The 15,269-nt window shown below is 42.1% G+C and carries 17 protein-coding genes and 2 pseudogenes; 5 read left to right on the top strand and 14 right to left on the bottom strand.

Annotated features, from left to right (window positions below; genetic code table 11):
* Window positions 1–4: 4 nt before the first annotated feature.
* Window positions 5–2,407 carry a heavy metal translocating P-type ATPase gene (locus tag E3E24_RS09675; protein WP_167915958.1) on the bottom strand — a complete coding sequence of 801 codons (2,403 nt, stop codon included), beginning with the start codon at window positions 2,405–2,407 and terminating at the stop codon, window positions 5–7.
* 116 nt (window positions 2,408–2,523) lie between these two features.
* Between E3E24_RS09675 and E3E24_RS09670 the strand changes: the two genes are divergently transcribed.
* Window positions 2,524–3,129 (top strand): TRASH domain-containing protein, encoded by a 606-nt coding sequence (locus tag E3E24_RS09670; RefSeq protein WP_167915938.1) that lies wholly within the window; start codon window positions 2,524–2,526, stop codon window positions 3,127–3,129.
* Between the two features lie 31 nt (window positions 3,130–3,160).
* Here E3E24_RS09670 and E3E24_RS09665 read toward each other — a convergent pair whose 3' ends face one another.
* On the bottom strand, window positions 3,161–3,496 hold the full coding sequence (locus tag E3E24_RS09665) for a hypothetical protein (protein ID WP_167887057.1): 336 nt from the start codon (window positions 3,494–3,496) through the stop codon (window positions 3,161–3,163).
* Window positions 3,497–3,649: 153 nt separating this feature from the next.
* Between E3E24_RS09665 and E3E24_RS09660 the strand changes: the two are divergent.
* The 4 genes and pseudogenes from E3E24_RS09660 to E3E24_RS09645 form a co-directional block, all read left to right on the top strand.
* Window positions 3,650–3,799 (top strand): annotated as a pseudogene (locus E3E24_RS09660) (methyltransferase type 11); the annotation flags it as partial.
* Window positions 3,800–4,047: 248 nt separating this feature from the next.
* Window positions 4,048–4,209: a hypothetical protein gene (locus E3E24_RS09655; protein WP_167887058.1), complete on the top strand. Its 162-nt coding sequence runs from the start codon at window positions 4,048–4,050 to the stop codon at window positions 4,207–4,209.
* Entirely contained in the window at window positions 4,170–5,246 is a 1,077-nt protein-coding gene (locus E3E24_RS09650) for a transposase (RefSeq protein ID WP_167887059.1), read from the top strand. The genes E3E24_RS09655 and E3E24_RS09650 overlap by 40 nt, the downstream gene beginning before the upstream one ends.
* Window positions 5,237–5,704 (top strand): annotated as a pseudogene (locus E3E24_RS09645) (class I SAM-dependent methyltransferase); the annotation flags it as partial. The gene E3E24_RS09650 and the pseudogene E3E24_RS09645, both read left to right, overlap by 10 nt.
* Before the next feature lie 43 nt (window positions 5,705–5,747).
* Here E3E24_RS09645 and E3E24_RS09640 read toward each other — a convergent pair.
* From E3E24_RS09640 to E3E24_RS09585, 12 genes are all read right to left on the bottom strand, one after another.
* Window positions 5,748–6,044 (bottom strand): SHOCT domain-containing protein, encoded by a 297-nt coding sequence (locus E3E24_RS09640; protein ID WP_167887060.1) that lies wholly within the window; start codon window positions 6,042–6,044, stop codon window positions 5,748–5,750.
* A 105-nt stretch (window positions 6,045–6,149) separates the two neighbouring features.
* Window positions 6,150–8,222: a heavy metal translocating P-type ATPase gene (locus E3E24_RS09635; protein WP_240912211.1), complete on the bottom strand. Its 2,073-nt coding sequence runs from the start codon at window positions 8,220–8,222 to the stop codon at window positions 6,150–6,152.
* A 97-nt stretch (window positions 8,223–8,319) separates the two neighbouring features.
* Window positions 8,320–8,883 carry an isoprenylcysteine carboxylmethyltransferase family protein gene (locus E3E24_RS09630; protein WP_167887061.1) on the bottom strand — a complete coding sequence of 188 codons (564 nt, stop codon included), beginning with the start codon at window positions 8,881–8,883 and terminating at the stop codon, window positions 8,320–8,322.
* Window positions 8,884–8,888: 5 nt separating this feature from the next.
* Entirely contained in the window at window positions 8,889–10,964 is a 2,076-nt protein-coding gene (locus E3E24_RS09625; protein ID WP_167887062.1) for a heavy metal translocating P-type ATPase, read from the bottom strand.
* Window positions 10,965–10,966: 2 nt separating this feature from the next.
* Window positions 10,967–11,314 (bottom strand): helix-turn-helix transcriptional regulator, encoded by a 348-nt coding sequence (locus E3E24_RS09620; RefSeq protein ID WP_167887129.1) that lies wholly within the window; start codon window positions 11,312–11,314, stop codon window positions 10,967–10,969.
* A 75-nt stretch (window positions 11,315–11,389) separates the two neighbouring features.
* Complete coding sequence (locus tag E3E24_RS09615; RefSeq protein WP_167887063.1) at window positions 11,390–12,292, bottom strand: DMT family transporter; 903 nt, start codon at window positions 12,290–12,292, stop codon at window positions 11,390–11,392.
* A gap of 74 nt (window positions 12,293–12,366) precedes the next feature.
* The gene (locus E3E24_RS09610; protein WP_167887064.1) at window positions 12,367–12,750 is read right to left on the bottom strand and encodes a DUF302 domain-containing protein; all 384 of its coding nucleotides are present in this window, start codon (window positions 12,748–12,750) and stop codon (window positions 12,367–12,369) included.
* 165 nt (window positions 12,751–12,915) lie between these two features.
* Entirely contained in the window at window positions 12,916–13,296 is a 381-nt protein-coding gene (locus E3E24_RS09605; RefSeq protein ID WP_167887065.1) for a DUF302 domain-containing protein, read from the bottom strand.
* 249 nt (window positions 13,297–13,545) lie between these two features.
* Window positions 13,546–13,755 carry a YHS domain-containing protein gene (locus E3E24_RS09600; RefSeq protein ID WP_167887066.1) on the bottom strand — a complete coding sequence of 70 codons (210 nt, stop codon included), beginning with the start codon at window positions 13,753–13,755 and terminating at the stop codon, window positions 13,546–13,548.
* A 1-nt stretch (window position 13,756) separates the two neighbouring features.
* Entirely contained in the window at window positions 13,757–13,963 is a 207-nt protein-coding gene (locus E3E24_RS09595) for a heavy-metal-associated domain-containing protein (protein ID WP_167887067.1), read from the bottom strand.
* A gap of 96 nt (window positions 13,964–14,059) precedes the next feature.
* Window positions 14,060–14,437: a DUF302 domain-containing protein gene (locus tag E3E24_RS09590; RefSeq protein ID WP_167887068.1), complete on the bottom strand. Its 378-nt coding sequence runs from the start codon at window positions 14,435–14,437 to the stop codon at window positions 14,060–14,062.
* A gap of 242 nt (window positions 14,438–14,679) precedes the next feature.
* Window positions 14,680–15,243 (bottom strand): DUF998 domain-containing protein, encoded by a 564-nt coding sequence (locus E3E24_RS09585; protein WP_240912566.1) that lies wholly within the window; start codon window positions 15,241–15,243, stop codon window positions 14,680–14,682.
* Between the last annotated feature and the right edge of the window lie 26 nt (window positions 15,244–15,269).

Genomic DNA, 15,269 nt, shown 5'->3' with positions numbered 1-15,269 from the left:
CACCTCAAATCTTAGCTTTTTTCAAAAGCAAGGAGTTTGTAACGACACTTACGCTGCTCAATGACATAGCTCCAGCAGCCCATTCTGGTCTGAAGGTGATTCCAAAGAGAACATAAGCTAATCCAGCGGCGAAGGGGATTAATATTGTGTTGTAGAACATCGCCCAGAAGATGTTCTGCTTAATCTTTGAGAGCGTCTTTTGGCTGAGCTTTATTGCTCTAACCACATCTCTTAAGTCGTTTTTAATCAAGACGATGTCTCCGCTCTCCATTGCTATGTCGGTTCCAGAGCTTACTGCTATGCCTATGTCAGCTTGAGCCAAAGCGGGAGCGTCGTTTATACCATCTCCAACAAAAATGACAACTTCTCCCTTCTCCTGAAGCTTCTTCACTTCGTTTGCTTTATCCTGGGGCAAAACTTCTGCTAAAACGTAATCTATGTTAAGCTGTTTAGCTATCGCTTCTGCAGTTCTTCTATTGTCGCCGGTAATCATTCCAACTTTCTTGCCCATTTTGTGAAGCTCTTCTATCGCTTCGCTCGCACCTTCTTTGATTGTGTCCGCTATTCCAATAACTCCCACTATTTTCCCGTCAATTGCCACTATTATGGCTGTTTTAGCTTCATCTTCAAGCTTTAGGAGGGCTTTTTCAACCTCTCCTTCTATTGAGTAACCATTCTCTTTGAACAGCTTTCTATTTCCTGCCAAGATTTCTTTTCCATCCACTACGGCTTTTACTCCCTTACCAGTTATTGCCTCAAAGCTTTGGGGCTCTTTAACCTCCAATCCGAGCTCTTGAGCTTTCCTAACTATGGCTTCTCCTAGTGGATGCTCTGAGCGCTTTTCAGCTGAAGCTACTAAGCTCAAAAGCTCTTTCTCATCCACGCCAAAAGTCACTACATCCGTAACTTCAGGCGTCCCTTTTGTTAGCGTCCCCGTCTTATCGAAGAGGACTATTGTGGCTTTCCTCGCTATTTCCAGTACTTCACCATTCTTGATTAAAATTCCCATTTCAGCGCCTTTACCCATTCCAACTGTTAAAGCTGTTGGAGTTGCCAAGCCAAAGGCACATGGGCAGGCAATCACCAAAACGCTGAGCAGTGTTGTGAAGGCGAAGAGCAGGGGTTGTTGGGCTATGAAGTACCAGTATCCAAAGGAGATTAGTGCTATTGTTAAAACGGTTGGAATGAAGTATGTAACGACTTTGTCCGCTAATCTCTGAATCGGTGGTCTTGTATTTTGTGCCTCCTCAACGAGCCTAATTATTTGTGCCAGAACGGTGTCTCTTCCGACCCTCTTTGCCTCGATTTTAAGCACGGAGTTCTTGTTAATCGTTCCGCCGATAACCTCGTCGCCCTTCTTCTTTAAATTTGGAATTGGTTCTCCGGTGATCATCGATTCGTCAACGTAGCTTTCTCCCTCAATTACAATTCCATCGACCGGAATCCTCTCTCCAGGTTTGACTATGACAATATCGCCGACTTTAACTTCGCTTATTGGAACTTCAATCTCTTTTCCATCCCTAATTACGGTCGCCTTTTTAGCTTGAAGCCCCATGAGCTTTTTAATTGCCTCACTCGTTCTTCCTTTGGCCAAGGTCTCCAAGTAGCGTCCAAGCAAGAGGAAGGCCATTAGCAAAACGCTTGCCTCATAAAAGTTGAACTCCCTCGGAATAATTCCTATTGTAGCTAACACGCTTGCAAAATAAGCAGAACCAATTCCCATGGAGTACATGACTTCCATGTTTAAGCTTTTGTGCTTCAATGAATTGAGAGCCTTTCCAAAGATATCCCTTCCAGCGTAGATTATTGCCAGAGTTGCCAGCAGGAATTGAATGTAAATTAAGTTGGGAATTTCAATTCCAAACCTGTGAAGCTGCGCTGAGGCGAAGAGAGGTATTCCTATTCCCCAAGCAACTGCAAGTTTTTTCTTCATTTCCCTTATGTGCTTCTCTCGAACCTCTTTTTCTACGTCATAGCTTTCCTCACCTTCAACTCCCAAAAATTGGTAGCCAACTTCTTCAATTGCTCTCTTAATGTCTTCCATGCTTACTAAACTTGGATCATAGCTTACCTTGGCCTTCTCAGTTGCCAAATTGACTTGGGCATCTAAAACTCCAGGGAGCTCTTTAAGAGCTACTTCAATGGTTTTGACGCACATTGCACAGGTCATTCCGCCGATTTTGATTATTGCATTCCTCTTTTCCCTTACAACCGTATAACCGAGCTCTTCAATCGTTTTTATAATTTGATTTAAGCTAACCTTTGACTCATCAAAGTTCACGTAAACACTTTCAGAGTTTAAATTTGCTCTAGCGTCTTTAACGCCATCAAGCTCTTTTAGAGCCGTTTCTATAGTTTTAACACACATTGCACATGTCATTCCATTAACCTTGAGTGTGAGCCTCACAGCCATCACCCGGTATTTACTCAACAGCAGGTCTTAAGGACATTATTTTTGTCAAAATGTAAACCCTAACCGAAGAACTTTTATATTTTGAAAACAAATAACTGCTGGTGTTTATCATGATAAAGTTGGATGAACTTGATTTGAAGTTGATATACCTTCTTATGGACAACTCCAGATTGAGCATCTCTGAGCTTGCAGAGAGACTAGGCGTTAGCAGACCAACAGTGAAAGCTAGACTGGAACGTCTTGAGAAAGAGGGGGTTATTCAGCGCTATACAATCAAACTTAACCCTGAACTCCAGAGGGCTCACAACGTTGTTGCCCTGATAATCAAAACAGACGAGCCTGAGAAGTTAGAGGAGTTCAAGGAGATCATCGAGATTAACCGCTTTACGAGCAAGAAGTACCTCATAAAAGTAGCTGTCGAGGACATGGAGGGGCTGAGGAACGTCATAGAGGGGGCTGGTTTTGAAGTGCTAGAAATAATGCCCATCCTAGAGAGCATCGAGAAAGAACACCCTCCAAAGATCAAGGTGCCGTTCAAGTGCGACTATTGTGGAAAAGAGATTGTCGGAGAGCCGATAGTCTATAAGTATCACAACAGAGTTTACTTCTTCTGCTGTCCTACCTGTTTGAGAGAATTCAAGAGAACAAGAGAAAACATAGAGAAGTTCAAGCTAAAAGAACACGAGATTCATGCTCATGAACACCATGAACATTAGCAAAAAAGAAATGATTTAGAGCGAGATTAGCTCACTCTTCATCTTCTTCAATGCCCATTGCTCTTTCGCAGAATTCATGCATTTCCTTCCAGCCCTCGCCCATGTACTTTTCCATTATTGGCTCCATCTCTTCTTCCATTTCTTCATGCATCTCCGTGAAGTTCCCGCTTTCCATAAACTTCTCCATTTCTTCGTGCTGTTCATACATCATTCCATAGCCCATCATTCCACCATGCATTCCCCAGCCCCACGTTGGGCCTCTGAAAACTTTCTCATCGTCAAAGTCAGCCCCCGAATGAGCCAAACCGATAGGAATTGCTATGAGCGCTCCTAGTATGAACCCAACTAGTATTGATTTCCACTCCATTTTACATCACCTTTTTGTTGTTTCTATAAGCCACTATGGAGCAAAGGATAATAGGCTTATCATTTTCAATGTGTAAACTGCAACTGACAAGATTTCACAAGATGGAAGGATAAAGTTAATTCAAAGTTTACACAATCATAAATTGTGGTAGAAATGGCTGAGATTGCCAAAAAGTATGATAAGTTTTCGAAGATTTATGATTCCTTTGAGAGTTTAATGGAAAGGAGAGCTTTCTCAAAATACAGAAAGAAAGCTTTAAGCTTAGCTAAAGGCAAAGTTCTTGAAGTGGGTGTTGGAACAGGGGTCTTCTTCACGTGAGGTCACAAACGCTCACGTGAAGATTCATTCCCCAAGACACGGCGAGTGCCCGGACTTAGACCGTCCTGCCCACTCTCCTTCTTTCAAACGTCTTCTACGGCGGAACGGGTCGCCCGAACACTCGCCGAGTTCAGCCAGCCCTCCACCTCGCCTCGCTCACCGACTTCATCGGGCAGGCATCACAACCAAAACATATTTAAGAACACACGTATTTAAGTATTTTGGTGAATACAATGGGAGTCATAACCGTGAAAATACCCGATGAGGTTGAGGTTGAATTTCGAAAGAAAATCCTCGAAATTTACGGGGCGAGAAAGGGGGCACTCGGAAAAGCCATAACAGAGGCGATAGAACTATGGTTGCAGGAGCACGAAAAATCAGGAGGGCAGAAGTGAACTACATCACGATAAAGACCCGTCTTGAACCAGAAACGACAGAAGACTACCTTAAACTCGCTCTCCTCTGCGAGAAATTCAAGAGAGGAGTAGAACTATCAACACGACTCCAGCTCAAGGGCGTTAAAAAGAGCAAAGGAGTGAAGGAAATCTCAAGACTAATTCTCAATAACTGGTGGTATTCTGATAGTGCGTGGGACTATGCAAAGATGCTCGTGAATGGTGTAAAACACAACGGTGGAAACCCAAAACATATTCACCTCAAGTCCAAGTTTCTAATCAGTAAACCAAAGGAGAACGAGGATGGGAACAGGAACGTGAAAATCGAAGGTTCAAAAGTCAGGATACGTTCAAACGGTGAGTGGTTGAACTTTAAACTCAGAACAAGTAAGAGGTTCTTACCCGTTATCCTTGATGCCCAAAAGCTCAAATTCGGTGCTCAGGTTATTCTGAGGAACGGGAAAGTTTACCTCCACATCCAAGTGCCGTTTGAGGTTTTCTTGAGACACTTCGGGAGAACCACGAAGGGTAAACTGTATGCTGGTTTCGATTTGAACTCGGACAGGGTGAATATGGTTATTCTCGACGGGAATGGGATTATTCGGGATGTTAAGATTGGGCACTTTCCAGGGGCTAATTCTCCCGGTTTCCCGAAGAAAAATGCGAGGGATTTGCGATTGAAGACACTCGCTCGATTGTTGGATTATGCCCGTCATCACGGTGTTGGTGTCGTGTTTTTCGAAGATTTGGAGCGGATTAAACAGAGGAACGGAAAAACCTCCAAATCAAAGAAGGGGAACAGGAAGGCGTCTAATTTTGCAAAGAAGGAACTACTTGGGCACGGTGTTATTATGGCGTTGAAGAGGGGTTTTGAAGTGTTCTTGGTAAATCCATCGGGGTCTTCCAAGTTGGGCAAGGAGTTGTCTGTAGGATTGGGTTTGGACGTTCACTCTACGTCTGCATTTGTTATTGGTTGGTGGGGACTAAACATCCTGAAGATTCACGAATCCTCACAAAATAAAGAACAGTTTCGTTAGGCAAAAATTTGCCATACTACCCAAAAGATGTTGAAGTTATTGGGATAGACTTCAGCAAAGGAATGCTTGAGAAGGCAGAGAGAAGGAGAAAAGAACTTGGTCTGGAGAACGTTAAGCTAATGCTCATGGACGTTCAAAACTTGGAGTTTGAAGATGAAATGTTTGACACTATCGTAAGCACTTTTGTGTTTTGTACAGTGCCTGATCCTATCAAAGGGTTAAAGGAAGTTTATAGGGTCTTAAAGCCTGGAGGAAAAGCGATATTTTTGGAGCACATGAAAAGCGAATCAAAGCTTTTGAATATCCCGCTCTACTTAATGGATCCAATAACAAAAGCATTAGTAGGAACTTCAATGGTGAGGGAAACGCAGAAGAATATTGAAAAGGCTGGTTTTAAGATAGAGAAAGTTGAAAATCTCTTCTTTGATATTGTGAGGCTTATCATTGCAACAAAATGAATTTAAGAGGAAAACATAACCAAACAAAGAGAGATAGGCTTTATTAACTCTCTAAGAGCTTCCTCTTTCTTCTCTCATATTCTTCGTCATCGATCTCTCCTCTTGCGTACTTTTCATCAAGTATTTCAAGTGCCCTCTTCTTTGGTGTAGTTTTTGAACCTCCTTGCTCCAAGAGCCACTTAATCAATACAAATACTCCAACGATTATCAAAACCCAGAATAGGAGCATGAATATTGCTCCAAAGATTCCAAAGTAACCAAATCCCATCATGTCGTGCCACCCCCATTCATCTCCCATATGCATTAAATATCTTCCAAGCTCAAAGCTTTCAAACATCATTTTACTCGCCTCATACATTGCTCAGCTGAAAGAGTTATATGCCTTATTTTTGCCAAAATGTAAAAATAGTGCTTCATAATTTCAAAAAATTAAAGTAACGGAAGTTCAAACCTTCAAAAACTTCGCATTTATAGCAACTATAACTGTGCTCAAGCTCATTAACAAAGCCCCTACAGCTGGGCTTAACAGTATTCCATATTTGTAAAGTGTCCCTGCCGCCAGAGGAATTGCGAATGTGTTATATCCTGTTGCCCATGCTAAGTTTTGAACCATTTTTCCATAAGTTGCCCTCGCAAGATGTATTGCTGTTATGACGTCTCTTGGATCGTTTTTGACTAAAATTATGTCAGCGCTTTCTATAGCAACATCGGTTCCTGCTCCAATTGCTATTCCAACGTCCGCTTGAATTAGAGCTGGAGCATCATTTATTCCATCCCCAACCATTGCCACGACGAAGCCTTTTTCTTGGAGCTCCTTAATCTTCTCCGACTTCTGATGGGGCAAAACCTCTGCAAAGTAGCCATCCAAGCCAAGCTCCTCAGCAACCCACTTTGCAACTTTAGCGTTGTCTCCTGTGAGCATGTAAGCTTTAATCCCCATCTCGTGAAGCCTCTTTATGGCTTCCCTCGACTCCGGTCTTATCTTATCGGCTAAAGCTAAGGCACCGATCAGTTTTCCATCGATGACTAAGAACACCACTGTCTTCCCTTGCTCCAAGACCTCGTTAACGCGCTCATCCTCTTTCCAGAGACCCTTCTCCTTCAAGAACTGCGGACTTACAATGAGCACTTCTCTGCCGTTGATAACGCCTTGGGCGCCCTTTCCTGGAATTGCTTTGAAGTCTTTAACGTCATAAAGCTCAACCTTCTTTTCCTTGGCTTTTTCTACTATTCCCTGCGCTATCGGGTGTGATGAGTGGCTCTCCAATGTTGCCGCATACCTTAAGATTTCCTCCTCGCTAAGCTCATCCAATGGAATTATATCCGTTACTTCAAACTTTCCCTCCGTTAGTGTTCCCGTCTTGTCAAAGACAACCACCTGAACGTCCTTTGCCCTCTCAAAGGCTTCCCTGTTCCTGATGAGTATCCCCTTCCTTGCCGAGATTGATGTAGAAACCGAAACCACCAAAGGAACAGCCAATCCCAAAGCGTGGGGGCATGTAATTACCATTACAGTGACCATTCTCTCAAGGGCGAATACAAATGGCTTCCCTAAGTAGAGCCAAGCTCCCAGAGTTGCGCTTCCAGCGGTTATTGCAATGAGTGTAAGCCAAAACGCTGCTCTATTAGCCAAATCTTGAGTCCTTGACCTCGTCTCTTGGGCCTGCTTTACAAGCTCAACCACCTGCATCAAATAGGTCTCTTTTCCAGTCTTCTCGATCCTTACTTTAATTGAGCCCTCCAAGTTTATTGATCCACCAATAACAATGTCACCGGGTTTCTTATAGACGGGCTTTGACTCACCAGTGAGCATTGCTTCATTTACACTCGTCTCTCCCTCAATTATGATGCCATCTGAAGGTATCTTCTCGCCGGGCTTGACTAAAACTATATCTCCCTTCTTGAGCTCGCTCACTGGAACGTCTTTTATTCCTTCCGGGGTTATTAGATGAGCTTCGGTTGGCATGAGCTTTATCAGTTCTTCCAAAGCCCTCGAAGCGCCGAGAACAGAGCGCATCTCTATGTAGTGCCCCAAAAGCATGATGTCAATAAGCGTTGCAAGCTCCCAATAGAACGTCTTTCCGGGCAAACCAAAGGTTACTGCAGCGCTGTAGAAGAAGGCAACCGTGATTGCCAAAGCTATTAGCGTCATCATTCCCGGCGTTCTCTTTTTGAGCTCATCCCTCATCCCCGTCAGGAACGGCTTTCCGCCGTAGAAGTAGACCACTGTCGATAGCGCAAAGAGAACGTATCTATCGCCCGTGAACGTGAATGTAAAACCAAGGAACTTTTGAATCATCGGAGATAGGAGCAGTATCGGAATCGTAAGTATAGTGGAGACTATAAATCTCTTCTTAAAGTCCTCCATCATCATTCTGTGGTGATCTGCATGCGAATGCTTGTGCTCTTCGTGCTCATGATTTATGTGTTCATGCTTTTCTTCCTCCATCTCGTGGCTGTGCATCTTATGCTCTTCATGCATGTGCTCTTTGTGCATTTCTTTTTCATCATTATTCATTAAATCACCCTCACTAAATATAATACAATGAAAGCTAATATAATTAATCTCTGCCAAAGTTGAAAATAGAATAGAATGAAATTTTCAGAAATGAAGCTTAAAGAAGCTTCCTCTTGAACATCCCAAAATATCTAGGGGTGTTCTCTTTATACCTCCTGTATTCTTCCCCAAAGATACGCTCTAAGTATGGTTCCTCAAGCTTAACGTTATACAAGTGTAGCCCAATAAGGAGTGCCACCGTAAGCAGGAGCGCGAGAAGCGAGCGCCCCATAATAGATATTCCAATGAGAGCTAAGAACCATCCGATATATTGAGGGTTCCTGCTGTAGCGATATATACCGGTAGTTATGAGTTTTGAGGAATCCAAACCAGACATTCTCTTAAACGAGCGGAACTCTAACATGCCAAGGAGCATCACGACAAGCCCCACAACAGCGAGCACAGAACCACCGACTAAAGCAGCGGTTGCGTTAATGGGCATCAGCCAGAGCCCTCTCAACGAGGCCCAGAGCACCAGAATGAAGTGGAGTGTATCGCCTATCCATATCACAGCCGAAACGTGGAGAGGTAAGGTTTTTCCATCTTCATAAGCCCTCTTTATCCCAAACCATGAGTAGAGAGATAGAAAGAGAAAGAAAACAACGCCAAGTGCATAGAGCATCTACATCACCTCAAAATCCTCATCGCATTAAACACCGCTATGAGAGCAACACCCACATCCGCAAAGACAGCCTCCCACATTGTAGCCTCTCCAAGGATTCCAAGACTTATAAAGGCCAACTTGACCCCGAGGGCAAAGATTACGTTCTCCCACACTATTCTCTGTGTTTTCCTTGCAATTTTAATTCCTATGGGCAATTTTGATGGCTTGTCATCCATTATGACGATATCAGCGGTCTCTATAGCGGCATCGCTTCCTAGAGCACCCATTGCCACTCCTATATCTGCCCTTGCGATAACTGGGGCATCATTTATTCCGTCACCTACAAAGACTATCTTTTCATCGTCTTTCTTCTCTTTTTCGAGTTTTTCAATGATTTTCACTTTGTCCTCTGGCAGAAGCTCAGCATAGAACTCGTCCAAGCCAATTTGTTTTGCTATTGCTTCTGCAACATCTTTATTATCGCCAGTCACCATTATAACCTTTTTAACGCCTAAACGCTTTAGCTCTCTCATGGTTTTTGGAACATCTTCCTTTATCTCGTCTGAAATCACTATATAACCTGTATACTTTCCGTTGATAACAACATGAGCAACAGTCCCCTTTACATGGCAGGTATCATGTTCCACATTGAATTTATGTAGTAGTCTATCATTCCCAACCATTACTTCAGTACCATCTATTCTTGCTCTGACGCCATGTCCAGCTATTTCTTCATGCTCTTTAATCTCAGCTTCATTGATTTCTTTTCCATATGCCTCTTTTATTGCCTTCGCTATCGGATGGTTTGAGTGTGCCTCTGCCAAAGCGGCAAACTTAAGGATTTCTTCCTCACTAAAACCATTCCTTGTCTCTATCCTCGTGACCTTAAAAACACCTTTCGTCAGTGTACCCGTCTTGTCAAAAGCTACGATCGTGGCTTTGCTAAGCGCATCGAGGAAATTTGATCCCTTGATGAGTATTCCTTCCCTTGCCGCTCTCCCAATCCCGCCAAAGTATCCAAGAGGTATTGAAAGCACTAAAGCGCAAGGGCATGAGATTACCAAGAGCACTAAAGCCCTATAAACCCATTTAGAAAAGGGCTCTCCAAAAGCTAATGAGGGAATTAAAGCAATGAGTGCAGCTAGTCCGACCACTGCTGGGGTATAGTAGTGAGCGAACTTCGTAATAAATTTCTCCGTTTTAGCTTTCCTTGCACTTGCATTTTCAACAAGCTCTAAAATCCTTGAAATAGTTGACTCCTTAAGCTCTTTTGTAACTTTAACTGTCAAAAGACCGCTTAAGTTCACCATTCTAGAAAGGATCTCATCCCCTTCTTTTATAGTTCTTGGAACGCTTTCACCCGTTAGAGCAGAGGTATCAACGTTTGAGCTCCCTTCTAAAACAATTCCATCCACAGGAACTCTTTCTCCAGGTTTAATAACTATAATATCCCCCACTTTGAGCTCCTCTGGCTTGACTTTAATTAGCTTATCCCCAACTTTCAAGTTCGCATATTCGGCTTTTAATGATAACAAAGCCTTAATTGAGCGCCTTGACTTATTAACGGCTAAATCTTGGAAGAACTCACCAACGATGTAAAACAGCATAACACCCACAGCTTCTGGATATTCCCGAATTGCAAATGCCCCCAGTGTGGCTATAGCTATGAGAAAGTTCTCGTCAAAGACGTTTCCATGCACTGAGTTGACAAAAGCGTTCCTCAGCACTTTCCAGCCCACAAGAAGGTAGCTCGCGACAAATATTCCAAGCACAAAGGCATTGTCGTAGTTGTAATAATATCTCAATAGCATTCCCGCTGTGAAGAGCACAAGCGAAGGTATTATAAAATAGAGCATCTTCCTTGGATCCTCATCGTGATCGTGGTGATGTTCCTCTTCCTCAATTATCTTAACACCTGGCTCGACCCTTTTCACTATCTCTTTGGCCTTCTCAATATCTCCTTCAATAACTAGCTCGCTTGTTGTGAAATTAACTAACGCGAACTCAAAGCCTTCTTTTTTCAATGCTTCCTCAATTTCATAGGCACAGCTAGCACAGTCAAGACCTTCCAACTTGAGCTTTTTGAGCTTTTTTGCCATTTTTACTCCTCCATGTGCTTGAGTGCAATCTTCAAAATCTCCCTTATGTGCCCGTCATCCAAGCGGTAGAAGACGTTCTTCCCTTCTCTTCTATAGCTAACAATTCTCCTATCCTTTAAAACTCTAAGCTGATGAGAGATCGCTGAAACTGATAGGCCAGTAATGTTTGATAAATCGCAAGTGCAGAGTTCTTCTTCCATTAGGGCTAACAAAATCTTAAGCCTCGTTGCATCGCCAAATGCATCAAAGAAGTTTGCCATTTCTACTATCAACTTATCATTTGGAAGCTTTTCTTTAACTTTAGCAATCTTTTCTTCATGTTCTTCATACACTTTACATACTTCTACCATTTTCATCACCTTCTCATTTGAGCAATTGTGCAAATGTTCTTATAAAGGTTTTGAACAAAAGTGTATAAAGAAGAATTACTCCAAAGAGAGCAGATACACTCCAAAAAACATCAAAATGCCAAAGAATGCTTTAATAACTGTAAAGTTTTCTCCCAAGACCAAGAAAGCAAAAACAGCTCCAATTAAAGAGGAGGTCGAGAAGATAGCCCCTGTTTTCATGGCTCCAATTTCCCTTAATGCGAAGAGAAACAAGACAATAGAAAAGCCTATGCTAAAAGCACCGACCGTTAGTATATACGGAAGGCTTTGAAGTGGAATATAGGGAGGAATTCCAATTAGAGAAGCCAAAATTAATAACGCGCTCCCACCAAACAGCCCTTTTAGTGAAGTCACTAAAAGCAGATCCCTCTTAACGCTCAAGAGCTTGCTCAAATTGTTATCTATCGCCCAAAATAATCCAGCCAAAATTATTAAAAGATTCCCAGCAATGCCTTTGCTCAGCTCTACTTCCCTAAAGTTTTCCGTCGAGATCACAACGGCTCCAATCAAGATTAAGAGAATTCCGAGAATGCTTCTTCTTGAGGCTTTTTCTTTAAAGATTAAGAGAGCGATTAAAACTGTGAACAATGTTTCAGTATTGAGTAGGAGGGATGCATTAACTGCTGTTGTTTTATCAAGTCCAAACATAAAGGAGAGTGGTGCCAAAAAAGAGCCAAAGAGCACTATAAAAGCTAATAGCAAGAGGTCCCGCCTTGAGAAGTATTCTTGAGTTTTAACTTTAAATTCAAGCCTTTCGAGGATTTTATCCTTAAGCGGAGTAAAGCGGAGAAGCATTAGAACTATTCCAGCTGTTAAATAAATGCTCCCTGCTACAATCATTGGATGAACCTCTCTAAGAGCGATTTTATTTAGCGTTGAGCTTATTCCAAAGAGCAGTGCTGCTAAGAGAGCGCTTACATAGCCATAGTGATGTGTCATGGGATTAAATTTAAAATAAAGTCTTTATAATGTTATTTCACACAAAAGAAAGAAAAGTAGCACAAAATTAATACTCATTGGACAACCATGTCAACGGCTTTTTTCAGATTCTCTTCGATTTCTGTCATAAACGTTGAGACCTGCTCTCCAGCTACTTTGAGAGTTTCGCTTGGCAACTCAACGCCTACATAGACCTTTCCTTCCTTCTCATAAACTACTCCGTGGCAGGGCACTAGGAGTCCGATATCGTACTCCAAGGCTAGGAGTTCATTCACTATCTTTGGGTTGCAGATTAGGAATGTCTTATAGGCTGGAATTTCAACATTGAGCTTATTTTTGAGAATGTTGCTGATTGGAATTTCGTTGATAGCTTTTAAGCCAACCTTCTCGAGGGCTTCTTTAAACCTGGCCTCAGCCTCTTCAAAGCTTAAACTTGTTTCTCTTACGTACTTGTACATCCAACCACCCCCAAATTTTAGAACAATAGTTACATACAAGTGAAATTTTAAAAGCTTTTTGAGCCAAAAATAAGAATTTATGAAACTTTTTTCATCAAATTATTCTAGCATGTGTTACTCAAGTAGGATGAAAATAGAATAGTAAAGATCAAAAAGCTACAAAAATCATGCCACGCTATCGACGGCTTTAATCAACTGCTCTTCAGCCGTCTTTATGTACTCAACGACTTTTTCACCGGCAAAAGTTAAGGTTTTTGTTGGTAAATTAACGCCGACGTAAACTTTTCCGTCTCTTTCATAAACAAAGCCATGGCAGGGAACCAAAGCGCCGATATCATAATCCACATTGATTAAATCGTAGACATATTTTGGATTGCAGATGAAAAGGATTTTATATGAGGGAATTTCAATTCCAAGCTTCATCTTGATCTTTTTGCTCGGCATCACCTCTCCAACGACTTTTAGGCCAACTTCTTCAATAGCTTCCTTAAACTTCTTTTCAGCTTCCTCAAAGCTTAGATTTGTTTCCTTAACATACTTGTGCATTCTTTTCACCCCATAAGGATTTTGCCATCTTGAATTGAGAAAAGAAGCCTTAAAAAAGTTGTAGTTTAGAACTAAAGGTTTATGAAAAGAAATTTCATGAAAAAGAGTCCATAAATTCTTTGTGAATCATCTCAGTAGTGTTGTAGGCTAGGATGTGAGATACAGAGAGTTCTCATCGTCGTTCAAATTAACATTAGAAAATAAAATGTTAGGATACTGAGAAAAAGTTAACAAAAAAGAAACAAACGACTAGTGGCAACAACCGTGGTGCTTTTTGTGACCATGCATCTTATGCTCATGGACATGGGAGTGCATTTCGCCACTTATGAACTTCTCAGGATTTGCTTCAAATTGAGCTTTGCAATGTGGAGAGCAGAAGTAGTAAGTCTTTCCACCGTACTCTACTTTGAACTCGGTTTCTTCACTAACTTCCATTCCACAAACTGGATCAATAGGCATTTCAAGCCACCTCCGCTTTGTAGCCAAACTTTGCAACCGCGCTGATTAAGTCTTCAACCGTGAGCTTGCTTTCATCATACTCGACAACAGCAGTTTTGCTCTCGAGACTGACCTCTGCGTTCGCTCCAATTCTTTCTAACGCCCTCTTAATTGTCATTACACAGTGCTGACAACTCATGTTGTTAATCTTCAAAACAACCTTTGCCATTCAAATCACCAATATGGACTAATCGTGAAAGCTTATTGCTCTTATTCTTTACAAAGTGAGAATAGAAAAAGATCGAAACTTTAAAAACTGACAAATTTATAATGAGTCGATTATCTCCTTGAGCTTCTCCTCCATCGGTCGCATAAGCTCGACAACCTCTTCACCAGCTATCCTCCAGGCGACGCTTGGAAGTCCAATGCCAATGTAAACCCCATCCTCCCTGACATAGCCGAAAGCTGTGCAAGGCATTAAAGCACCAATGTTGGGATCAAGCTTAACGAGCTCTGCAACCACTTCACGGTCGCATATGAAAAGCACATGATAGTCCGCAACGATTCCATCTTCCCTCTCCACTATGCTTACTGGAATTCTCTCCCCCACTATGAGGAAGCCCTCCTCTTCGATTTTCCTTTTAAGCTCTTCCCAGAGCTCGTCCAAATCCCTCTCAAATCTCCGGACGTAGTAGAACTTCATCAGCATCACCTACGTCTCCACCATTATGCATCTGTAAAAGCTATATTCAACGCCTTGACTTTCCAAAATATTCACCTAATTTGAACTCAGGCTCATCCTTTTTATACGTTGTTGGACAAAAATGGGTAAAAGGATACCAAAGCTTCTTCAAAACGCTGGAGAATTATGCAAAAGCATTAAAGCCGATAAGGGAAAAGGTGAAGGAGAAAATTAATGGAGACGTCAACAGCTCTGGACGCTTTTTAACATCCCTTAGAGCACCTCAACACCACTATAGTCGTGAAGACTGCTATTAAGGTTATCTCATAAGTCTCTTCAATAGCCACGGAAGGCCAATCTACAAAAGTCCCGAGCAGAGCCAAGATAAACAGCACTATCGCACTATATTTAATGACCCTCTCGCTAGTTCCTAGACCAAAGATTAACATTCCAAGGAAGAACTGGATGAAAAAATACGTGGAAACAAAGACATGCAGCTGTGTTCCGCTGTGGAAAACACCTATAAGAGCAAGGAATATTGCCGAGATGCTGATATAAGCGCCACCGATTGTTTGAACCTTATTTTTGGCGACCCAAATCAGATAAATTGAGAATGCCAACACAAAGAGAGAGGTTACTATCAGCCCATAATTGTATATCCAAGGTGAAGAAGCTTCTGCGGGATCTCCCAAATCACTCAGAGCATTATGAAACATGCTGAACCAAGGGTTTCTGCTTATGCTCCAAGCTACGAAGAGCCAGTAAACTATAATTCCCACAATTCCTGCAAAGCGGAACTTCTCAAGTGTTTTCATAACAACCCCCATATGGGGTAGAGTCATCATAATAATTT

The organism is Thermococcus sp. LS2 (assembly GCF_012027375.1).
Taxonomy (GTDB): domain Archaea; phylum Methanobacteriota_B; class Thermococci; order Thermococcales; family Thermococcaceae; genus Thermococcus_B.
The sequence above is the reverse complement of the archived record's forward strand: the minus strand, read 5'-3'. Positions and strand labels throughout refer to the sequence as shown.